Annotated in this window: 23 protein-coding genes and 2 pseudogenes; 12 read left to right on the top strand and 13 right to left on the bottom strand. The window is 39.0% G+C overall.

Annotated elements, in window-relative coordinates; genetic code table 11:
- Positions 1 to 45: 45 nt before the first annotated feature.
- From dsbC to EOK74_RS10975, 5 genes are all read right to left on the bottom strand, one after another.
- A complete protein-coding gene (dsbC, locus tag EOK74_RS10995) occupies positions 46 to 777 on the bottom strand; it encodes a bifunctional protein-disulfide isomerase/oxidoreductase DsbC (protein ID WP_133470062.1) in 732 nt (243 codons plus the stop codon).
- A gap of 141 nt (positions 778 to 918) precedes the next feature.
- Entirely contained in the window at positions 919 to 1,824 is a 906-nt protein-coding gene (xerD, locus tag EOK74_RS10990) for a site-specific tyrosine recombinase XerD (RefSeq protein WP_133470061.1), read from the bottom strand.
- Positions 1,814 to 2,128, bottom strand: coding sequence for a putative signal transducing protein (locus EOK74_RS10985; protein ID WP_133470060.1), 315 nt, complete (start codon positions 2,126 to 2,128; stop codon positions 1,814 to 1,816). Before EOK74_RS10985 ends, xerD begins: the two co-directional genes overlap by 11 nt.
- 31 nt (positions 2,129 to 2,159) lie before the next feature.
- The gene (locus EOK74_RS10980) at positions 2,160 to 3,272 is read right to left on the bottom strand and encodes a PilT/PilU family type 4a pilus ATPase (RefSeq protein ID WP_133470059.1); all 1,113 of its coding nucleotides are present in this window, start codon (positions 3,270 to 3,272) and stop codon (positions 2,160 to 2,162) included.
- Positions 3,273 to 3,281: 9 nt separating this feature from the next.
- A complete protein-coding gene (locus EOK74_RS10975) occupies positions 3,282 to 4,325 on the bottom strand; it encodes a type IV pilus twitching motility protein PilT (RefSeq protein ID WP_133470058.1) in 1,044 nt (347 codons plus the stop codon).
- Positions 4,326 to 4,355: 30 nt separating this feature from the next.
- Between EOK74_RS10975 and EOK74_RS10970 the strand changes: the two genes are divergently transcribed.
- The 5 genes from EOK74_RS10970 (at position 4,356) to EOK74_RS10950 (ending at position 9,743) form a co-directional block, all read left to right on the top strand.
- Entirely contained in the window at positions 4,356 to 5,063 is a 708-nt protein-coding gene (locus EOK74_RS10970; protein ID WP_133470057.1) for a YggS family pyridoxal phosphate-dependent enzyme, read from the top strand.
- Entirely contained in the window at positions 5,053 to 5,874 is an 822-nt protein-coding gene (gene proC, locus EOK74_RS10965) for a pyrroline-5-carboxylate reductase (RefSeq protein ID WP_133470056.1), read from the top strand. The genes EOK74_RS10970 and proC overlap by 11 nt, the downstream gene beginning before the upstream one ends.
- Positions 5,875 to 5,898: 24 nt before the next feature.
- On the top strand, positions 5,899 to 6,441 hold the full coding sequence (locus tag EOK74_RS10960) for a YggT family protein (protein ID WP_133470055.1): 543 nt from the start codon (positions 5,899 to 5,901) through the stop codon (positions 6,439 to 6,441).
- Positions 6,442 to 6,493: 52 nt separating this feature from the next.
- Positions 6,494 to 6,880 carry a DUF4426 domain-containing protein gene (locus EOK74_RS10955; protein ID WP_133470054.1) on the top strand — a complete coding sequence of 129 codons (387 nt, stop codon included), beginning with the start codon at positions 6,494 to 6,496 and terminating at the stop codon, positions 6,878 to 6,880.
- A gap of 178 nt (positions 6,881 to 7,058) precedes the next feature.
- Positions 7,059 to 9,743, top strand: a complete 2,685-nt coding sequence (locus EOK74_RS10950; RefSeq protein ID WP_239024089.1) for an ATP-binding protein — start codon at positions 7,059 to 7,061, stop codon at positions 9,741 to 9,743.
- A gap of 8 nt (positions 9,744 to 9,751) precedes the next feature.
- Here EOK74_RS10950 and EOK74_RS10945 read toward each other — a convergent pair whose 3' ends face one another.
- A complete protein-coding gene (locus EOK74_RS10945) occupies positions 9,752 to 10,348 on the bottom strand; it encodes a LysE family translocator (RefSeq protein WP_133470052.1) in 597 nt (198 codons plus the stop codon).
- 107 nt (positions 10,349 to 10,455) lie between these two features.
- Between EOK74_RS10945 and EOK74_RS10940 the strand changes: the two genes are divergently transcribed.
- The 5 genes from EOK74_RS10940 to EOK74_RS10920 all read left to right on the top strand — a co-directional run bounded on the left by EOK74_RS10940 (position 10,456) and on the right by EOK74_RS10920 (position 16,382).
- Positions 10,456 to 10,908 carry an Lrp/AsnC family transcriptional regulator gene (locus tag EOK74_RS10940; RefSeq protein ID WP_133470254.1) on the top strand — a complete coding sequence of 151 codons (453 nt, stop codon included), beginning with the start codon at positions 10,456 to 10,458 and terminating at the stop codon, positions 10,906 to 10,908.
- 116 nt (positions 10,909 to 11,024) lie between these two features.
- Positions 11,025 to 11,453, top strand: a complete 429-nt coding sequence (locus EOK74_RS10935) for a hypothetical protein (RefSeq protein WP_133470051.1) — start codon at positions 11,025 to 11,027, stop codon at positions 11,451 to 11,453.
- 75 nt (positions 11,454 to 11,528) lie between these two features.
- Complete coding sequence (locus tag EOK74_RS10930) at positions 11,529 to 12,596, top strand: transporter (protein ID WP_133470050.1); 1,068 nt, start codon at positions 11,529 to 11,531, stop codon at positions 12,594 to 12,596.
- 160 nt (positions 12,597 to 12,756) lie between these two features.
- A complete protein-coding gene (locus EOK74_RS10925) occupies positions 12,757 to 13,875 on the top strand; it encodes a phosphoserine transaminase (protein ID WP_133470049.1) in 1,119 nt (372 codons plus the stop codon).
- Positions 13,876 to 14,297: 422 nt separating this feature from the next.
- Positions 14,298 to 16,382, top strand: a complete 2,085-nt coding sequence (locus EOK74_RS10920; protein ID WP_133470048.1) for a TonB-dependent receptor — start codon at positions 14,298 to 14,300, stop codon at positions 16,380 to 16,382.
- A gap of 121 nt (positions 16,383 to 16,503) precedes the next feature.
- Here the strand turns inward: EOK74_RS10920 and EOK74_RS10915 are convergent, their stop codons facing one another.
- The 5 genes from EOK74_RS10915 to EOK74_RS10895 all read right to left on the bottom strand — a co-directional run bounded on the left by EOK74_RS10915 (position 16,504) and on the right by EOK74_RS10895 (position 19,892).
- On the bottom strand, positions 16,504 to 16,908 hold the full coding sequence (locus EOK74_RS10915) for an NUDIX hydrolase (RefSeq protein ID WP_133470047.1): 405 nt from the start codon (positions 16,906 to 16,908) through the stop codon (positions 16,504 to 16,506).
- 61 nt (positions 16,909 to 16,969) lie between these two features.
- Positions 16,970 to 17,464: an arsinothricin resistance N-acetyltransferase ArsN1 family B gene (locus EOK74_RS10910; protein WP_338047274.1), complete on the bottom strand. Its 495-nt coding sequence runs from the start codon at positions 17,462 to 17,464 to the stop codon at positions 16,970 to 16,972.
- 247 nt (positions 17,465 to 17,711) lie between these two features.
- Positions 17,712 to 18,287 carry an NADPH-dependent FMN reductase gene (locus EOK74_RS10905; protein WP_133470046.1) on the bottom strand — a complete coding sequence of 192 codons (576 nt, stop codon included), beginning with the start codon at positions 18,285 to 18,287 and terminating at the stop codon, positions 17,712 to 17,714.
- 45 nt (positions 18,288 to 18,332) lie between these two features.
- On the bottom strand, positions 18,333 to 18,944 hold the full coding sequence (locus EOK74_RS10900) for a LysE family translocator (protein WP_133470045.1): 612 nt from the start codon (positions 18,942 to 18,944) through the stop codon (positions 18,333 to 18,335).
- Between the two features lie 189 nt (positions 18,945 to 19,133).
- The gene (locus EOK74_RS10895) at positions 19,134 to 19,892 is read right to left on the bottom strand and encodes a class D beta-lactamase (RefSeq protein ID WP_166638755.1); all 759 of its coding nucleotides are present in this window, start codon (positions 19,890 to 19,892) and stop codon (positions 19,134 to 19,136) included.
- Between the two features lie 522 nt (positions 19,893 to 20,414).
- Between EOK74_RS10895 and EOK74_RS10890 the strand changes: the two are divergent.
- Positions 20,415 to 20,531: pseudogene (locus EOK74_RS10890) on the top strand (IS110 family transposase); the annotation flags it as partial.
- A gap of 17 nt (positions 20,532 to 20,548) precedes the next feature.
- Positions 20,549 to 20,992, top strand: a pseudogene (locus tag EOK74_RS10885) (transposase); the annotation flags it as partial.
- A gap of 350 nt (positions 20,993 to 21,342) precedes the next feature.
- Here EOK74_RS10885 and EOK74_RS10880 read toward each other — a convergent pair.
- Positions 21,343 to 21,747 (bottom strand): hypothetical protein, encoded by a 405-nt coding sequence (locus EOK74_RS10880; protein WP_133470043.1) that lies wholly within the window; start codon positions 21,745 to 21,747, stop codon positions 21,343 to 21,345.
- Between the two features lie 104 nt (positions 21,748 to 21,851).
- Positions 21,852 to 22,379 carry a hypothetical protein gene (locus tag EOK74_RS10875; protein ID WP_133470042.1) on the bottom strand — a complete coding sequence of 176 codons (528 nt, stop codon included), beginning with the start codon at positions 22,377 to 22,379 and terminating at the stop codon, positions 21,852 to 21,854.
- Positions 22,380 to 22,467: the final 88 nt, after the last annotated feature.

The following is a 22,467-nucleotide window of genomic DNA, read 5'->3' as shown; positions in this document are numbered from 1 at the left end:
AAAAGCCCGTATATTACGGGCTTGATACAAAACTTGAAAGAAGACTTACAGTGTAGCTTTAAGGGCTTCTTCTAATTTGCTTGGTGGTTGGTATCCTGGGATAACTGACCCATCAGGAAGAATAATATTTGGCGTACCGCCTACTCCAATTTGCTGACCAAAGACATATTGCTCCGCAACTTTGGTACTACAGTTTTTACGAGCAACATTTGCTCCTGCTTTCGCATTATTCATAGCTTCTTGAGGGTTATCAGCACACCACACAGATACCATGTCGTTGTATGATTCACTATTTAAACCTGCTCGAGGAAAGGCCAAATAACGTACTGTAATACCCAAATTATTATATTCATCCATTTGATTGTGCAACTTACGACAATATCCACAGGTGATATCAGTGAACACATTCACAACGTATTTTTCATCTTTGGCTTTGTATTCAATTAAGTCATTCTCGAAGGTCTTTAAACCATCAATACGAACCTTACCTAAGGTGTCTTCAGTCACGTTGCGCATGCCATCTTCTACATCAAAGATACGAGCTTGCAATAGATACTTACCATCTGTGCTGGTATAAAATAAACCACGCTCAGTCAAAATTTGTAACAAACCAGATACTGGCGCATCACCAATAGAGCTAATTTGCATCCTTAAATTGTTCTCAATTTTAGATTTCACTTGTTCATATTCAGCAGTCTCGTCTGCCGCAGATGCAGTGTAACTAACGCTTAACAATAAGCCGGCTATGATGTTGCTAATTTTTGTCCACTTTTTCATTGGGTTTTCCAAGTAATTTCAATATCTATATGACCCTAAAAAGGGAGAATAATTTCAAATAAAAGACTATCAATTGTAAAGAGTTAAGTTTATCCGAAGCCAAGATGTAACCCAATAGCTTAATATGCATTTTTTAACACATTAGCCTCTTGGATGATGCTCGGCTACTAACTTTTGTAATCGTTCTGTTGCCACATGGGTATAAATTTGCGTGGTGGATAAATCACTATGGCCCAATAACATTTGAACCACTCGTAAATCCGCTCCATGATTCAACAAGTGAGTGGCAAACGCATGACGCAATGTATGGGGAGATAATTCGGTTTTAATACCTGCCAATTGACTATAAATTTTTATTCTATGCCAGAAAGTTTGCCGGGTCATAGCAACCCCACGTTTGCTAGGAAATACTATATCGCTTTCAGACTTCAACAATAAAGTTCTACCTTCTTTTAAGAACTGAGCTATCCATTCAATTGCTTCCTCACCTAATGGCACAAGTCGCTCTTTATTTCCTTTGCCTGTCACTCTTACTACGCCTTGTACTAAACTAACTTGATCAAGTCTTAGGCTAATTAACTCTGTTACCCTTAATCCAGTAGCATACAAAACCTCTAACATAGCCTTATCTCTAAGCTGTATGGGATCATCTGTTTGCGGTGCATTGAGTAAATCTTCAACTTGAGATTCACTTAAGGTTTTTGGCAAAGTCTGCGGAAGCTTGGGGTTCTGCATTAAGCTTATTGGGTCGTCAGCTCGAATCTTTTGCCGCAACATGTATTGGCACAAACTGCGGATGCTACTTAAAAACCTGGAGGTGCTGCGTTCTGATAAACCGCCATCGTAGCGCGTTGCTATATATTGATTCAGGAACTCCTGTTCAAAATTGATTAAAGTAACGTTTGCTGATGATTGCTGCAAATATACCGCAAATTTAGTTAAATCTGCACGGTAAGCACTTAGGGTATTTTCACTTAAACCTTTTTCTAACCACATAGCCTCAATAAAAGTTTCAATTTGCTCTTTGTCTGTTTGACTAATTGTCATAGATATCGGTACCGCATTTCCAACAGACTTCGAAGTTAGGCTCGTTTAGCTCATTACATGTTTTGCAAAGCCAAGACTCTGAACTTTCTGGCTGCTCCTCGAAGCGACGAATAAACTGTTCAACTTTAGGTAACCATTCCTCATCAACAATCCATACCTCGGGGGCAGCATCAACCGCAGATAATTCACCAACCGCACCAATGGCAAACTCGTTCTTAATAAAGCAATCAATGCCTTTATCATCTAACAGTTGTTTTACTTGAAACACCATAAAACGGTCGTTATGGGAATATACTTTTTTCACTCTGCCACCAATTAAAGTCTGAAGTTATCTATTAATCCATATCAATAGATACATTAGACAGTGATCCTAGCTGATTTCCTTCATCAGAATCCAACTTAATCATTAATCGCAGATCATTCGGTGAATCAGCATGGTGAATTGCGTGCTCGAGTGTCACTTTACCGGCTTTGTATAATTCGTACAGAGCCATGTCAAAACTCTGCATCCCCATCTCTTTACCTTTTTTCATGGCTTCTTTTAGGCCACCAATTTCATTACGTTGAATAAGGTCAGTCACTAATGGTGAGTTTAAAAGGATTTCTATGGCAGCGACACGGCCTTTACCATCTGGTGTAGGCACCAATTGCTGAGCCACTATCGCCCGCATATTTAAACTCAAATCAAATCGTAGTTTTTCATGTTGTTCAGGGGGCGCTAAGTGCATGATACGTTCAATGGCCTGATTCGCATTATTAGCATGCAGTGTTGCCACACATAAATGCCCCGTATCAGCAAATGACATGGCATATTCCATGGTTTCCATAGAACGAATCTCACCAATCAAAATAACATCCGGTGCCTGACGTAAAGAGCTTTTTAACGCATCGTCAAAAGACTGGGTATCGATACCCACCTCACGCTGAGTGACCACGCAATTACCGTGTTCATGTACAAATTCAATAGGGTCTTCAATGGTTAAAATATGCCCACGAGAATGCTGATTTCTATGTCCCATCAAAGCGGCCAATGAGGTTGATTTACCAGTACCAGTGGCACCAACGAACAGCAACAAGCCTCTTTTAGACATGATGACGTCTTTTAATGTATCAGGCAGCCCCAAAGCTTCAACCCGAGGGATTTGCGTCACAATACGCCTTACCACCATACCGGCCATGTCTCTTTGCCAAAATGCACTACAACGGAAACGACCTATGTCATCTCGGGCAATGGCAAAGTTACACTCTTTGGTTCGCTCAAACTCTTCTCGTTGTTTGTCGTTCATGGCGTCATGAACTAAAGCCAATGCTTCATCTTCTGATAAATTACTGCTACCAACGGGTGTCATTTGTCCGTTGACTTTAGCACTAACAGGAAAACCAACAGTTACAAATAAATCTGAGGCACCTAAGTCTTGCATTGCTTCAAGGTAAGGGGTGAGTTCCATAATAAATCCTTAAAAACCAGGAGAGGTTTTTTTATCGACAGACTTTGCTGCCGCGTCTTGTGGGGAAATAAGTCCTTGAGCCACCAGCTTTTGTAAACACTGATCCATAGTTTGCATACCGTGAGACTGACCGGTTTGAATCACCGAATACATCTGTGGCACTTTATCTTCACGGATCAGGTTACGAATAGCCGGAATCCCCAACATAATTTCATGGGCGGCGACTCGTCCTCCACCATTTTTCTTCAATAAGGTTTGCGAAATAACGGCACGGAGAGATTCAGACAACATTGAACGTATCATGGATTTTTCAGCAGCAGGGAATACGTCAATTAATCTATCGATAGTTTTAGGCGCTGAGTTGGTGTGCAAAGTACCAAATACTAAATGCCCTGTTTCAGCAGCCGAAATAGCTAATCGAATGGTTTCTAAATCCCTAAGTTCACCAACCAAAATGATGTCTGGATCTTCACGCAAAGCTGAGCGTAGTGCATTATTAAAGCTGTGAGTATCACGATGAACTTCACGCTGGTTGAGAACACACATTTTGTTCTCATGCACAAATTCAATAGGATCTTCAATTGTAAGAATATGCTCACGCTTGGTCTTGTTTATATGATCAATCATAGCCGCCAAAGTTGTACTTTTACCTGATCCGGTAGCGCCTGTTACTAGAACAATACCTGTGGGTTGATTGATAATATCTTTAAATATTTCTGGGGCGCCTAAATCATCTAAACTTAAGATATCGCTGGGGATAGTTCTGAGTACTGCGGCTGCCCCGCGGTTTTGCATAAATGCATTAACCCTGAAGCGAGAAAGGTCTTTTACCTCAAACGAGAAATCTGTCTCTAAATTTTCTTCATATTCCTTACGCTGCTTATCATTCATGATTTCATAAATGAGGCCATGGACGTCTTTATGCTCCAAGGCGGGAATATTAAGACGGCGCATTTCACCATCAACACGAATAATTGGGGGTAATCCGGCAGAAAGATGTAAATCTGAAGCTTTATTTTTAACACTAAAGGCTAAAAGTTCGGTAATATCCAAAGCAATATTCTCCGTATATTATGTTGCAGTATGGAAACAATAGCAGAACGACTTAAAAGCGTACAAACCACGATTAAGCAATCAACGTTAGAAGCCCATCGTGCTCCAAATAGTGTAAAATTACTAGCGGTTAGTAAGACTAAACCCGTATCTGATATTGTCCAAGCGTATGAAGTTGGACAACGTTTGTTTGGTGAAAATTATGTACAGGAAGGTATTGAAAAAATACAAGAATTACAAAAGCTAGACGATATTGAATGGCACTTTATTGGCCCACTGCAGTCAAATAAAACTCGGGTTGTCGCTACCCATTTTGACTGGGTACAAAGTGTTGACCGCCTTAAAATAGCGCAGCGCTTAAATGATCAGTGCCCTGCAGATAAAGAACTCTACATTTGTATACAAGTTAATATTGATGACGACCCAAACAAAGCTGGCATCAAATCAGCAGAGTTAAACGATTTTGTTGATGCAATCGCTAAGATGCCAAATTTACTGTTGCGTGGCTTAATGACCATCCCTAAAGGACAGCAGACGCCTGAGCAACAACAAAACAGTTTTAGAAAAATGGCCGATTTATTTAATGCCTTGAAAACGACCTCCCCCAATATAGATACCCTATCCATGGGGATGTCCGGTGATATGGAGCAAGCTGTCAATAATGACAGCACCATGATCAGAGTAGGCACAGCTATATTTGGAAAACGTAACCAAACTAAGGAATCTAATGCAACATAGAAAAATAGCTTTTATCGGTGCAGGTAACATGACCAAAAGCATCATAGGTGGACTCATCAAAAACGCTTATCCGGCAGAGTTAATCATTGCCAGTAACCCGTCTGTGGCCAAACTAGATGCACTGAAAGCTGAGTGTGGCATCAATATCACCCAAGATAACAACCAAGCAATCGAATTTGCTCAAGTGATTGTACTTGCTGTAAAACCACAATTAATGGAACACGTCAGTGGCGCATTCGATAAGGCAATAGATTTATCGGATAAACTTTTTGTATCTATCGCTGCAGGTATTACTACCACTAGGCTAAAAGAAATGCTGGGCGGTGACTATGCCGTTATTCGTACCATGCCTAATACTCCAAGCGCTTTGGCTCTGGGGATGACAGGCTTATTTGCTGATGCAAAAGTACAAGATACCGATAAAGAATTTGCAGGTAATTTGTTAACGCAAGTTGGAAAAATAGCTTGGGTCAACGAAGAGCCCATGATGGACGGCGTGATTGCTGCTGCAGGTAGCAGCCCAGCTTACTTTTTCTTATTTTTAGAGGCGATGGAAAAAGAAGCCATTGCGATGGGTTTCGAAAAACCCACGGCCCGCTTGTTAGTACAACAAGCCATGTTAGGGGCAGCCGAAATGGTTTGTCACAATCCAGACCTTGAATTAAGCGAGCTACGGACCCAAGTCACCTCTAAAGGAGGCACGACTGCAAAAGCAGTAGAAGCATTGCAAGACCAAGGCTTAGAGCAAATTATTGCCAAAGCAATGCAAGCAGCAGTTAAACGAGCCGAAGAAATGTCTCTTCAGTTTTAATAAATTTTAGGAAAGCAACTCCCAATGAACTCAGTTTTAATACTTATTGATACACTGTTTAACTTATACCTGATGGTAGTCTTACTGCGATTATGGCTACAATTTGCAAGAGCCGACTTTTACAATCCATTTAGTCAATTTGTTGTGAAAGCTACTCACCCATTGGTAGGGCCATTACGTAGAGTCCTACCTTCGATAGGAAGACTGGATACAGCAACATTGGTTCTGGCACTACTAGTAGCGGCAGTTAAGCTAGTAGTCATTCGTTTAGTGGTTGGTGGAATTGAAATTAATCCACTGCAAATAACCATTTTGTCTGTTATCACAGTACTCAAAGAAGCTTTAAGTTTATTAATTTACGTGTTGATACTCAGAGCCATATTAAGCTGGGTTAGCCAAGGTCGTAATCCAATTGAATTAGTAATGGGGCAACTCACTGAGCCCTTACTTGCACCAATACGTAAGCGTATGCCTGACTTAGGCGGCTTAGATCTATCTGTAATGGTGGTAATTTTATTTTTATTCTTTATTCAAAACTTGTTAGGTGAATGGTTTGGTATCTACTAAAAACAAGCATAAAGTCTTTATATGGCGTGTACTTTTGTTATGCGCCCTGGGTATGTTTACCTCTTTGATTAAGGCTGAACAAAAAGCCGATTTAGGCAACTGGGAGGTCCATTACATTGCAATAAACAGTACGTTTTTAACTCCTGAAACGGCTAAGCAGTACGGTATTGTGCGCAGTAAATATAACGGGCTGATTAATATCTCTGTGCTTGATAAACAAGATAAAACCGCACAATCTGTCATTTTAACTGGCGAAGCAAAAAATTTACTTGGAGTTGTAAAAAAGTTATCGTTTAAAAAAGTTACCGAAGGTGATGCAGTTTATTATTTAGCTCCACTAGCTTTTAGCGATTTAGAGCAATACCGCATCACAATCAACATAAATAACGGTACCCAACTACAAACGTTAAAATTTCAACACAAATTTTATGCCGAGTAAGCCAAGATAAAACACCTACTTCTCTTATAGACTAAAGAATAATGGAAGGGTATCTAACTTTGTATTAGTGTTTCTAAATTGCTTTAAGGATGAATCATGAATGTTACATCAAAATTAGCCCCCCTCTTCTTACTAAACAAGGTTAGCTTGAACAGTGTTTAGAACCATTAAATCGCAAATGTTACTAGTATCAGCCATATTAGTTACATTAATGCTATCTCAAGTATTTTTATCTCAAAATATTCAGTCCACTTTTGAAAAGGGTTTAGACGTAACTCAAGAAATGGCTGTCAAAGTGAGTTTAGTTAGGGAGCTAGAAAGAGACGTCATAGATTTACAACGCAACGTTTTGATATATAAAAATTTAGCTAATGATAGCTCGCTGAATCGTTTCGGTATTTTAATAACTAAAAGTTTAGAAAACCTCAACACCTTAGCAGACCTTACAGCCAAAGAAGAAAAGCAAGAAGTTTACCTAGACTACATTAAGCGTATGCGAGCACACCTTAATGATTACCAAGAGAACTTTAATAGCGTTATTGTGGGCAGAACCAAACGAAATCAATTTTATGAAGAAGGGGTATTAAACAATTTAGAGGCTGCATTTGAAGGGTTTGATTTCATACCCCAATCAACCATTACAAACGAACGAAATTACCAATCTGCTAAATTTCATTTGGCTCAAGCTGAAACCCTGTTATTACAATACCTATTAGCACCGGATCAATCTATTATAGAACCCTTTAATCAACTCATATCTGCTGTGAAAAATGACATTAAACTCATCAATACAGATGACTTGAAAATTCAAACTGCGTTACAAACTTTAAATAAAGTTGAAACTGAATTTAGTCGCCTCACACAAATCACCCGAGGCTATTTATTTATAGCAAACATAGTTATGACAGGTTCAGCAAATGAGTTTCTACTACTAGCTCGAGCTTTAAATAATCTAGTCACAGACAGCCTCAAAGAAACCAATCTAGGGGTTAAAGAGTCATTTGAAAATTCTCGCTTAAGCTCAATTACATTTTCTTTTTTGGGGAGTGTTTTGGCTCTAGTAACCGCATTATTCTTAATTTATAAAATTATGTTTCCAATTACTCACATTACCAACATATTTAGGAAACTTGCAAAGGATGAGAATATAGAAAGTATTCCAGACCTAAAGCGCACAGATGAAATTGGTGAGCTGGCTCAAGCCGCAGATATTTTTCATAAAAAAAACAAACAAACCATATCATTATTAGAACAATCCCAACTGTTAAATGAGCAGCAAGAATTACTGAATAAAGAGCTCATCGAAATCAATACAAAAGCCGAACAAGCAACTGCATCTAAAAGTATGTTTTTAGCAAATATGAGCCATGAAATTCGCACCCCAATGAATGGCATTATAGGGATGATTGAAGTACTTAAACGCTCTTCGCTTACCGCAGAACAAATGGATAAACTAGCTAAAGCTTCCTACTCTGGACAAATACTACTTAATCTGATTGATAGCATTCTAGATTTTTCTAAGATTGAAGCTGGTAGATTAGATATTGAGAGCATTGAGTTTAGCGTCAACAATATGTTCAGTAATTTACTCGCCAATATAGAAAGTGGTGCACGACACAAGAAATTAGACGTTCGCATTTATGTTAATCCAGACTTACCTAGCGCACTGATTGGCGACCCCTTGCGTATCAATCAAATTTTACTGAACCTATGTAGCAACGCCATTAAATTTACTCGAAATGGTTCTGTTCTTATCAATATTGACTTTTCTAAAATAGACGACTCAAACATAAACTTGGTAATAGAAGTTAAAGACACAGGCATAGGTATGCTCCAAAATCAGGTAAACGAGGTTTTTAATTCTTTTACCCAAGCGGATGGAACAACAAGTAGGGAGTTTGGAGGAACAGGCTTAGGACTATCAATCGTAAAGCAACTCGTTGATTTAATGTCAGGCCATATAGATGTTAGTTCCGAAAAAGGACTAGGAAGTACATTCACAGTGGACCTCCCACTTAAAACAACAACAAAACCAGAGCAAGTATTATCAAAGGCGCCTAGTCTAACGTCTAAACTGTACTATTTCAGTTCCAGTAGGCAAAGTTTTTTACACCATAGTTATTTAGATAAGCTGGCATTAGATTATCACCATATGCCACTGACTCAACTTTCATCTGCGGTTGATGACATTAAAAAAGGAGACGTGGTTGTTTTAGACATAGATGAAAAAAGTGCTTTAAGGACTTTTTTCGATGCAATTGACCACCTTCACAAAAACTCTATCAACATAGGATTCGTTTCCCACTCACATTCCAAAAGTTTACCGGATCAAATAAAACACTTTTGGAATGTAGAGTTTCTATATCATCCTTTTATCCCTGAACAGTGTAGTAATTTTTTGTTGACACTATTTACCCATCGAAAAGTAATTTCTTTTCCAGATATGCCGGATAGGCAAAACGAAACAAACACTCAATATTCAGGGCATGTGCTGTTAGTAGAAGATAATGATATTAACCTAGCCGTAACCTGCGAAATGCTAAAATTTATGGGCGTGCGCTACGATATTGCCCATGATGGTAATCAAGCCGTATCAGAAGTACTAAAGTCGCCACACTACGACATGATATTTATGGACATACAAATGCCAATTATGGATGGTTACGAAGCTACCAGAAAAATCAGAGACTTAGGATATAAAGACTTAATAATATGTGGCTTGTCAGCCAATGCAATGCAACAAGACTACGACAAAGCAAATTCCGCAGGTATGAATGACTATTTAACCAAACCAATAAGCCATGTCTCTTTAGAAAAGGCCATTGCTAAGTACCTGCCTCTTAAAAATTCTTCACCTGAATAATCAAATACTTACCCCCAAAAGATGGGATACAAAGACATCACTAACAAACTCGCCATTAGGTAATTAAACGTTTTTAAACGTTTGGCGTTAGTTAAAAAGTGGCGGATGTTTTTCCCCAATACTGTCCATACTGTGATACTTGGCAAGTTCACCATCCCAAAAACTAATGCCACAAACAACACAGCGTGTAAGTCTTTAGAAGGTGCATAAACACTGATAGAAGTTAATGCCATTGTCCAAGCTTTGGGATTTACCCACTGAAAAATAACCGCTTGCATAAATGTCATGGGTTTAGATTTATTTTGCTTACTCGCCATAGAGGTATCTGATGTGGCTATTTTAAATGCCAAATACAAAAGGTAAGCCACACTCACTACCTTTAAAATATTATAACTGATTGGGTAAGCATCAAATATTTTCGTCAAACCCAAGCCTACCAATATCACCATAAAGGTAAATCCTAAATTCACTCCAAACATATGAGGCAGGGTTTGTTTAAAACCAAAATTAGCACCAGAGGTCATTAACATAAGGTTGTTTGGACCTGGGGTAACTGAGGAAGCCAAAGTAAAAAGTAACAACGCGGTCAAAATTTCAAAGTTCATTTAAAATGTATTTCATATTAGCTATTTTTTAATTAACGCAATTATAAACAATGTTATTATTAAATTTCGTGCAAAATAAGCCTAAAAATACAACACACAAACAACACATGATTAAAAATGACAGAATAAACGATAGAATATTGCAAGAGCTAACAAATAACGGCCGAATCTCTAATTCCGAGCTTGCCGATAAAATTGGTCTGTCTCCGTCAGCCTGCTTAAGACGTGTTCAAGAGTTAGAAAATAGTGGAGTCATTAAAGGCTACCGCGTCATTCTAGACAAAGAGTTACTAGGGCAAGGATTTGTCGCTTATGTAACAGTTGGGTTAGGAGAGCATACAAAAAGCTCTCAGTCCGCTTTCGAACAAGCCATTATCAAAGCCAATGAAGTCAAAGAATGCCACAATGTTACTGGGTCGTTTGAGTACATATTACGAGTAGAAACACAAAGTTTGAAAAGCTACAAAACCTTTCATACCGATGTACTAGGCACTTTGCCACAAGTTAGCACAATCAGTACCCATGTGGTGATGGAATCAGCAAAAGACGACCGAGCTTAATACTCTTTAACAAAAAACGAATTAAGCAAAAAAATGACATCTATGATAAAAAGGTTTGCCTCCAACTCATTCAGCTGGTTAGAATATTACACTGACAGAAATAAGGCCGTGTTTTTTTGAGAAAGCTCGTTAAAAAACTTCGCAAAAATATCGTATTTACCCTGATATTGAGTTTGTTGTTTAATGGCGTTGCAAGCCTTTATGTATCTGCCTCTATGGTTAGTCATGCCAATGATTTTGCGGATCAAGATAGCGTTTTAATTTGTACTGGTACCAGCTACAAGTGGATGTCGCTTTCAGTCTATGAACAAACAGGCAAAGTAGAATATATTGCTCCTCCTGAAAATAGCCCCGAAAACCTTAGCGATTTACACTGTACTTATGGCTACTTAAGCGACTCAAAATATCATGGCTTTATCTTCAACAACCTTGGAGATTTAGTAAGGCCAGCAGATAGCAATCTGAGTATTCGCTATTTCCAAGCCTTATATCCAAATGCAAAACATCAACTTCCCTTAACCCGTGGGCCACCTTCTCTTAGCTAAACCTGTTGTTACCAAAAAATAATCATGACGTTTTAATTAGCGTTAACCATTTTGACTAAATTAAGAGAAGTTATCATGCTTAAATCTAGCTCTATATTTACTAGCCTAGTTACCTCTGGGCTCATGACATTACCCCTTCAAGCCTTTAGTGATGAAGCACAACAATCAAATTTAAAAGCGACGGACCACGCACCTATTGGTGTAATGGGAGACCATTTACACAAAAAAGGGGAGTTCATGTTTTCCTATCGGTTTATGCAAATGTCCATGTCAGGCAACTTACAAGGCAGCGACAGTATTTCTGACGATGACATAGTCACCTCAGTAACTGCGCCCAATAGCTCGATGAATTATGTCAGAGTGGTGCCGCAAACCATGACGCAAAACATGCACATGCTTGGCTTTATGTATGCACCAACTGACCATGTCACCCTTATGGCCATGGTTAATTATATTGATAATGACATGACGCTAACCACCTACTCAGGTGCATCCGGAACTACAGTTTTAGATAATTTCAATACCGCAAGTTCCGGCTTAGGTGACACCAAGCTAACTATGCTTTACAGCTTAATAGATACGCCAGAGCATAAGTTTCATGTAAACCTTGGCTGGGTATTACCTACAGGTTCAATTGAAGAGACTGACCAAGTGCTAACGCCCATGAATATGCTCACTAACCTGCGCTTACCCTACAGTATGCAATTAGGCGGAGGCAGCCACAGAGCTGAATTTGGTTTAACTTACAATGGCAATAACGACAACCTAAGCTGGGGCGCACAAGGCTTGTATAATCTTGCACTTTCAGAAAATGATGAAGATTACGAAACCGGTAAAACCCTAAAACTAAGCACTTGGGCAAACTATGGGTTTTCAGACGCAGTAAGTGCAACTGCACGGCTAACCTATAACAAAACCCAAGAAATTGTAGGTGAAGACGAAAACCTTACCGCTCCCGTTACAACCGCCAACCCTGCCAACTACGGTGGTACATTGTTAATGGCAGCGATAGGCATAAACACTGTGATAGCCAACAAACATAGGGTGGCATTTGAATACGAAATACCTGTCATCCAAGACGTCAACGGCGTACAAATGGAAATGGACAATATGTTCACCATAGGATACCAGTTGGCCTTTTAAGAGTTGCGCAACTCCATTTTGCAGCCTTAGCAAGCACCTTGATAAGGCTGCAATATCCTATCTAATTGCTATATTTGATAGCGTTTGAACACTAGCCGATCTTAACAATCACTTGTATGCTAGCACTTTAATTTAGCCCCCAATAAACCTTGGAAAATTCATGCTCCCTAGCCAAAAACCTGCAAATCCTAATTTTTCTTCAGGCCCTTGTGCAAAACGCCCCGGTTATGATGTTAATTCTTTAGACTTGTCTGTACTGGGCCGCTCCCATCGTGCACCTATTGGTAAAAAAGCCCTGAAAAGCGCATGCTTAGATACAGCCAGAATATTAGGATTACCAGAAGGTTATAGAGTAGCTGTAGTACCAGCTTCAGATACGGGAGCCATGGAGATGGCTATGTGGTCAATGCTCGGCGAACGCCCAGTTGACGTGCTCTATTGGGAATCATTTGGCCAAGGCTGGGCCACAGACATCACTAAACAGTTGCAACTCAAAGATGTGAACATTCATAGTGCAGACTATGGACAGCTTCCTGATTTTACTCAAGTAAACTTTGACAATGATGTGGTATTCACATGGAACGGCACCACATCTGGCGCCCGCGTACCCAATGCCAATTGGATAGACGCAAACCGCAAAGGGCTCACCTTTTGCGATGCCACCTCAGCCGTATTTGCTCAAGAAATTGAATGGCAAAAGCTAGATGTTATCACCTACAGCTGGCAAAAAGTCTTAGGCGGCGAAGGCGGCCATGGCATGTTAATTCTTAGCCCTAAAGCTGTCGCTAGGCTAGAAAGCTACACCCCAAGTTGGCCACTGCCTAAAATATTCCGCATGACCAAAAATGGGAAACTAACCGAAGATTTATTCACAGGTGCCACCATCAACACGCCATCCATGCTATGTGTAGTAGATTACTTGGACGCATTAAACTGGGTTGAATCTATCGGCGGGGTAACCGAAACCATAGCTCGTGCAGATAAAAACCTAGCTACGCTAGAGGACTTTGTTGCCAAGCATGATTGGATTGAATTTTTGGTCAAAGACAAAGTTATTCGTTCAAACACTAGTGTTTGCTTAACCCTTGATTTAACAGCCGAGCAAGTAAAATCTGTCATCAAACTACTTGATGAAAACGCCGTTGCCTATGATATTGGTGCATACCGAGACGCCCCCGCAGGCTTGCGCATTTGGTGCGGCGCAACTATCGAAAACAGCAACTTAGCAGCCTTATTGCCTTGGATTGAATGGGCTTACCACCAAGTAAAGTCTAAATAAACACCTTATACGCCACTTTTAAAGTGGCGTGTTCCCCCCACTGACCCCAAGGGTTACCCCTGTCTACAAAAGCTTTTGTAAAACCGGCTTGAGCAACCTGAGTTTTACATGACAAACATTCGCTTTGTAGCTTGTTCAAAGTAATGCCTGCCAAACCTTTAATTTAACATTCTGAAAACCTTAAATTTAAAACAGACTGATTCTTGCGCCGAATAACACATGGATCACGTTAATTGACATTTTTTATATAAAAGTAAAATCTATGTAATCCACTTTTCTTTATTGATAATCATTTTCGTTAACATTAACATCCTGCCGACTTTACTTTTCAATACAATATAAAAATATTCATACAGGGAATTAGGCACAGTGAAGTTAAGGGCATTTATGCCATTAGAATTAATTTCTGGAGAAACACACACATGAACCTGAGAATGACCACAATAGCAGCAATGGTTACCCTATCATTTACCCAGCATGCTAGTGCCAATGACGAAACCGAAATCATTGAAGTGACAGGTAATTACCTATCTAGCAATCAATCAAACTCAATAAAAACCCCTACTCCTATTCTTGACGTACCACAGAGTTTATCTATTTTCACAGCAGAAGATATTCTGCAACGTAACATTGTTAGCGTTGGCCAACTTATCGACTATACCCCAGGTGTTAACACTTCTCAGGGTGAAGGACACCGCGATGCTGTGGTCTTTCGAGGTGTACGTTCTACTGCAGATTTCTACTTAGATGGCGCAAGAGATGACGTGCAATACTACAGGGCACTTTACAATATTGAACAAGTTGAAATTTTGCGTGGCCCCAATGCCCTTTTATTTGGCCGTGGTGGTACAGGCGGTGTGCTTAATCGTGTAACTAAAAAAGCAACAACAAGCAGTGACTTTGCTGCTTATACTGCATCATTGAACTCTTTTGGGGGCTATCGTGGCGCAATTGATAGCAACAGTTCACTATCAGAAGATGTCGCCTTTCGTGTTAATGCTATGTACGAACAACTAGATAATCACAGAGACTTCTACGAAGGTGAACGTTTTGGGATCAACCCAACAGTACATGCGGTACTGAGCGAAAACACCTCAATTGACCTATCTTATGAATACGTTGATCACCAAAGATTTATAGACCGTGGTATTCCAACAGGCACCAATGGTAAGCCTGATGAATCCCTAGAAAACATAGTGTTTGGTGACAAAGATAACAACTATCAAGAAACCCAAGCTCATATATTTCGTACGGCTTTACAACATCAATTCAGTGATACCCTAAAAGGTAACTTTAGTGCTTTCTATGGTAACTATGACAAGGTTTACTCTAACTTTTATGCCTCAGCATATGATCAAGACAATGCCCTAGTCACCTTAGACGGCTACATAGATACCACAGTACGAGACAATGTGATTTTAACCGGTAACTTAGTTAACGAGTTTGTCACTGGCAATATTGGTCACACTCTAATGTTTGGTGCAGAGTGGATCCACACTTCGTCTGACCAAAACCGTCTCAACCCTGTGTTCTCTACATCTATTGATGATACTGAACAATTTAACGTACAACGTCCCATCGACTTTTCAGGTTTAACAGGTGTTAATGCCAATGGTGAAGTAACCACAGCAGCCTTTACAGACTTAAACGACGATACTCGTGTAACCTTAGATGTTCAGTCAGCATATATTCAAGATGAAATTGCCCTGTCGGAGAACTTTGACTTGGTAATTGGCGCACGTTTTGATAGTTTTGATATAGACGTATTTAACGCAGACCCAGATGTACTAGAGCGCCGTACTAAGAAAGACAGCGAAGTATCACCTCGATTTGGTGCTATCTATAAACCACAAGAAAACATCTCATTTTATGCAAGCTACAGCGAATCCTTCTTACCTCGAAGTGGTGAGCAATTCGCAAATATCAACGGTGACAACAACCAGTTAGATCCTGATACTTACAAAAATAGCGAAATTGGTGTGAAGTGGGACTTAGAGTCTGGTATGAGTCTGACTGCAGCAATATTCGAAAACGAACAAACATCGCTGTCAGTCTCAGATACTGACGCTGAACGCTTTGACGTAACAGAATCAGAAATATCAGGTGTTGAACTACAGTTTTCTGGGCAGTTAACAGAAAGCTGGACAATAAACGCTAATTATAGTTACTTAGATGGAACCAACGGCAGTACTGATCTTACGCCACGAGAATTACCAGCACACACAGTTTCTGTATGGAATAACATCCAAATTAACGAAGTGTTAGGTGTTGCGATTGGGGCCACTTACCAAGATGAAAGCTATATAAACAATGGCAATACAGCGGTATTACCAAGCTACACCCGTGTAGATGCAGCCGTGTATTATCAAGTATCTGAAGATATGCGTGTCTTGCTTAATATCGAAAACTTAGGGGATACACAGTACTTCCCTAACGCCCATGCGACTCACCAAGTCACTGTGGGTGCGCCGTTAAATGCAACCTTAACCTTATCAGGTAAATTTTAATCTACCCCGATAATCTCAGTTAAGTAATAATGGCTCCTGTCCGAATATATTTATCGGGGCAGGAGCCATTTTATAATTCATTAAAAACAATAACTTATAAAATTTTAATGATTTAAAAGATTTAAAAGCGTGCGCTTTGGACGTACCCATCAAACCCTAAACACTCCTGAACTCTGCGTTTTTGGACATCTGACAACTCATCAATGTCAAAGAACTTAAACTCCAAATGCTCGTCACTTAAGGTAATAGTTGCACCCTTCTTAATCTTGCACTTAAAAATAAAGGCCTGTGATTCATGCTGCGAGTGGTAGTACACACCGCTCAAATATTGAATTTCGATTTCGCAGCCTAGCTCTTCTGCGCACTCACGTATAAGTGCATCGTGAATGGTTTCACCAGCATCTAAAGCACCACCGGGTAAACCCCAAGAGTGATTGCCATAACTCGCTTTAAGCAATAACACCTGCCCCATTTCATTCAAGATGACACCATGGCTGCTTAAGCGATATGTATCATGATATGCCAATCAACTGCTCCTGTAGTTTAAAACGGCGAGTGGTAACCAAAAATCACTACCCTGTTAGTGCTTAGGTGCGTAGGCTTAATTGCCAATATCCCACATCTAACCATTTATCGAATTTAAAACCCACGTTTGCGAAGTGGGCGACTTTTTCCATACCTAACTTTTCGTGCAAGGCAACGCTAGCTGGATTCGGTAACGTTATACCACCGATTACATTATTAATATCAAGGGATTTAAGCCTACTCAAAAGCACCTCATACAACTCGGTACCCAAGCCATTTCCTTGGGCATCATGGGCGAGGTAAATTGTTGACTCTACCGAAAACCGATAAGCACTTCTTTCTTTCCACTTTGTTGCATAAGCATACCCAATTACAGTGTCATTTTTAACGGCAACTATCCAAGGTAAGTTTGCATCCCATACCTTAGCTAATCGAATAGACATTTCTTCAGTAGAGACAGGGGTTTCTTCAAAAGTGGCAGAGGTATTTGCAACATAGAAATTGTAAATATTGGCAAGGTGTGGAGAGTCTTCTAACGTTGCATCTCTAATCATCATAATCAATTCCTAATAATGAATACCATCTCTAACACTCAGTTTTGAGCTAAAAGATAGGGCTATAATTGCACAAGGCGCTCACCAGAACGCATTCAAGTGATAAACAAAATGTGTGTGCCTATTGAGTGGGTTAATGCGTGCCGGTTTTTCATGCTTTTTCATTTAAGGCACAACCTCTAGAAACTTGGTTTGAACTTACATTATAAATATTCTGACTTTCATTATTGGATATGATTTTTCTTAACATCTAAAGTGCCGACACCGGCAGATTTGAATTGCTTGTTAAGTTAAGTTTCTGAGTTTTAATTGCGCTACAAAACTCACTAAGGCCTAAGCTTAATATATTTGCGATTTTTTCGTTTTTAATAATACCGACAGAATCTAGTTCACTGCTCAGCAACGGAACAGAAACATGGGCATTGTCAATTAAGTTACCCGACATGGTTATTAGGACTTCCTTTAGGGATGCCTGCGCATGAGATGCACGAGGTGACGTATTTATTAGCATTATCGGCTTATAAGGAAACTCTTTCCCACTGACAAGCCAATCCAGTGCATTTTTTAGCGGGCCGCTAATGCCATGGGCGTATTCAGGCGTGGCTAAAATTAACCCAGAAGATTTATCTAGAGCGTTTTTAAGTTTTAATAAAGATGGAATATGCTCATTTTCACGATCAGGGTTAAATAAAGGTAAGTCTCCAATTTCCCCAATAACTATTTCGACATCACTGGGCGCTAAATATTTTAGCGCATTTATTGCTGCGGAATTATATGACGCCTTGCGAAGGCTTCCCGATATAGCCAGAATTTGTAACTTTTTCATTCAGTCTGATACTTCCGGTTGGATAAACTCAACACCACTTTACACCTACTTACTAGATGCAGCTAAACCAATACCAAAACTAACAAAAACACCGCCACTGATTTTATTTAGAATAGAACTACCTCTATGAGACGAGAGTCTTGATTTAGCAAAAGATGCGAAAACAGCATAAATTGTATGAATAACCATCACTAAAAGAGCAAATGTAGCGGCCAATAAAATAAACTGTGGTGTGTACTCTTGAGTCAAATCTATGAATTGAGGAAAGATAGACATGAAGAAAATAACAGCTTTGGGGTTCGAAACTGAAACTAAAAAGCCCTCCATAAAGCATTTTAGAAAGGAATCTTCTTGCCCTTTTATAACAATATTATTAGTCATCTCACTACGTAGCATTTTTATACCTAAATAAATTAAATAGGCGGCCCCAGCAACTTTGATGATAGTGAACGCAACAGCTGAGCTAGCTAATACCACCCCTAAACTTGTGGCCGAAATAGTTGCTACTAACAATATCGCCAAAGCAATACCAAGTATTCCTGCGAATGACTTTAATACCCCTCTTTGAATAGAGTTATTTAGAGTTAACATAACGGCAGGGCCAGGCAAAAGAATGGTCGCAATTGCAACACCTACATATATTATATAATTTTCCATAAACACTCCGTTAATAGGTTTAACATTTAAATAAGAAGCGCAAACATCAAGGCTTAAACACCAAGAGAGTCGGCTCTTGAGTTAGCGATAGCAAGCAATTTAATTTTTTACGCGGACTAGTTAAAAGTAAATAAGTAACCAAAATATATTCCAAAGACCAGACCTGCCATACCAGTGCAGACCTAATTATTATTGAACAATCTTGAGAGCTTTGAATGCCTCCATTGTAAGCTTCTTTCTCAGCGCCAAATCTGAACTTTGATTGATCTCTATGTGGTTTGCAAAAAACCATGTTTGTTCGTTAACAACAAGATAACCCACATACCACCCGTCCTTACCAGACCAACCTGTTTTAGACCAAACCTTTATTTGGCTGTTGCTCTCTGACAGCATAATACTTTTCAGTGTTTTAATATGCGGCTTCTGAATTGGAAGGTTCTCAGCATACAATTTACGCAAAAAGTTAACTTGATCTTGTACAGAGACTCTAAGATCTCCATCGAGCCAAAATCGTGTAATTTCACTACCTGTTAATTGGTTTCCGTAGTTAAAATCCCTAAGGTATTTGTGATATTTAGTATGACCTAGCTTTTTTGCATAGCGTTGATAACACCATACGCACGAATGCTGAAAGGCTGTTTTCAGTGTTTGATCTTTGTTCCATACAGCGTATTCACGCTCTACGCCATCCCAATTAATGACTTCAGAATCACTTTTAATCAATCCTTCCTCTAGTATGATTAAAGTATTAGGGATTTTAAATGTTGATGCTGGAACAAAGCTCTCTTTATCGTCAACGTTATATTGATACTTTATCTTGCCATCTTCAGACTCAATGAGAATTGCCCCATTAATATTGTTGGCCCTGTAAAGACTTTCTATCTTATTCTGTGCCGCATAAATATTGGCTGATAAAACCCATATAACAAGTAATCCCAAATACTTCATGTTTATCTCTGATGTAATGTGTACAGGCATAGCCTGCCAATAAGAATGCAACAAGTTGACGTCGCTATAGTAAAGTGGTCATATTGTAATTGAGCGGTAAGGTAAAGGATAGGTATCAATTTGACTTAACATTCTGATTTAGAACATCAATTTCCTTCAGTCTTTTTTCAAGTTTATCAATTTTGGACATTGAGATAATACTAAAAACAAAGCTAGTTATACCCATAGACATACCCATGATTCCGAATATAAATCCTAAACTTTCCATAACCTTATTCCTATTAAACTTATTTAAGTATCAACAATAAACTTCAAACAACCTTTAGCAAAGCAATTCTTCAAGCTAAGGAATTTATGAGCGTTTTTCAGCGAGTATAGAAAAATTACACAGACACAAAAAATAATGACTTAGCAAAGGTGGTGCACTTACACCTTGAAGCTGGGACTGTGGTTTAGCTAATTGTAAAAATGAGTGTCTCTGTAAGAAGCATGCCTACCAAGGACAACGAAAAATCAAAGGAGGAAGGAAAACCTAAAAAAGTAGCTATTATTGCCTGTATTAGAAAGATGATTGTTATCTTAAATTCTATGGTGAAAGACGGAGTTATGTGGGACGAGAATATGGCGAAAATTCATTGATTGACACCATAGTCACTTGTATGGCTTATGTAGACTTAAACCCCATTCGAGCCAAGATGGATAAAACGCCTGAGACATCCAAACACACCAGCATAAAAACGCGTATTCAATCACTTATAAAAGGTGAACAACCTCAAGCACTTATGCCCTTTGTCGGTAACCACAGACAAGACATGCCTAAAGGCATTGCTTACAACTTAATAGATTACTGTGAACTAGTAGACACAACAGGCAGATGTATAAGAGAAGATAAAGCAGGCCACATAGATAACCATCAAAGCCCCATTCTAAAAAGGTTGGGGTTAGACAACGAACAATGGCTCACCCTCACCACAGAGTTTGAACAACACTTTGCTACCGCAGTTGGCAGCGAGCAGATGATGCAACAGTTTAAACACCACACCCACCACCAAAGAATACGAGGGATGGCAAAGGCCAGAGCCTTACTCAAAAGCGCCTAAAGTCTCTAAGCTCTAAACACAACACTCAGCATAAGCTGGAGAGTTAAAACTCGCCTGAAATTTAAGTTTTCATACCCAATAACAAAGTAAACTCTTCAATAACGAAAAACCAACCTTTAAAACATCAAAACACCCACCCAAAAACCGAAAAAATCAGAAGAATGACTTAATCAGAATCGCTGTCTTTACTTTTTTAAAAGTGACTGTCTTTGTTATTTTTTCATTCTGGCGAAACATTCTTTCTCGTAGACTGTTAGGAAAGTCATGCTTAGTAATATTTTCTTCCTTTGCTAATTTTTACGTTGGGTGTCTAGCTAAGCTTTGGTTATATGTACAAGCAGCTACATAAACTAATTATCAACTACATTAGGGCCCGAGGTTAATAATGAATTGTTAAAAGTATATTTAAATACGTTAATCGGTGAATTCACTTCGACGTCAATATCAGAGAAAATATCAGCATTGCCTTTTATTAAAATAGCATCATCGCTTTCTTCAATCACATATAGATTTTTTTTGATTAACTCTGATCTTACTGTTTCAAAACTTACACCTAAAGGTAAAACTGGAACACTTTGCATAACTGACATTAACAAGTCTTCATTGGATACAGAGTTGTTTTTGAACCTTACTCTAGCTGCATCGAATTCTTCAGCCGAAATTTCAATAACTTCTTCGCTATCTTTCTCAATTATTGTTGAACAACCCGTTAAAATAAATGTAATTAATAAAATTGAAATCAGTAATTTACGCATAGAAACCTTAAGTACATATAACGCCTACAATAACGGGAAAAGCTGAGCGATTAGCGAGGCTTTTTCCCAATGAGCAAAGCGAATGTTGTTTATTGTTTTGTTAGCTAACGTTTATCTTCTGGGGTATAAACAGAGTGAATAGCCGAATTAATTTTCCAGCCACTTTCAGTGTTAACCAAAAGCATACTTTTCTTTCCCCAGAATGTTTTTACAACTCCATCTCCATGATAAACCGCGTAATCAAAATATACATTTGCAATCTCGCCATCATGTTGAATTTTAACATTTTCAAACGCTATTTTATTAAAATTTTTGTCTGGTGCAATCATAACGTCAAAAAAGTGGACATGATCACCTGGAAAGGTTTTCATAGGCTTCGTAGCGGGCTCACCATTTGCTCTTGCTGTGTCTGCTTTACTCTTTTCTTTATTATAATCATCACTCGAAAACACACCGACCCAAGAGACTGTTCCTTCATAAAACAAATGAAAATATTTAGATCTATCTTTAGTTGTAATTGCACTCTCGAAATCTTTCACTATTTTATACAACGCTTCATTACCTGAAGCTGTGTTCGCAAAAGACACTTGCGTGAACAATAAAATAGATACTACTAATATAATTTTCTTCATAACGACTCCGTGTTGGATTAGTTAGCTAACGCTTAAGCTAAGCAGAACAAGCTAATCATGACACCCACTCTAAAAATTAGCAAAACAC

The sequence above is a fragment of the Paraglaciecola marina genome (assembly GCF_004360155.1).
GTDB classification, from domain to species: domain Bacteria; phylum Pseudomonadota; class Gammaproteobacteria; order Enterobacterales; family Alteromonadaceae; genus Paraglaciecola; species Paraglaciecola marina.
This window is presented reverse-complemented; position numbering and strand designations above follow the sequence as displayed.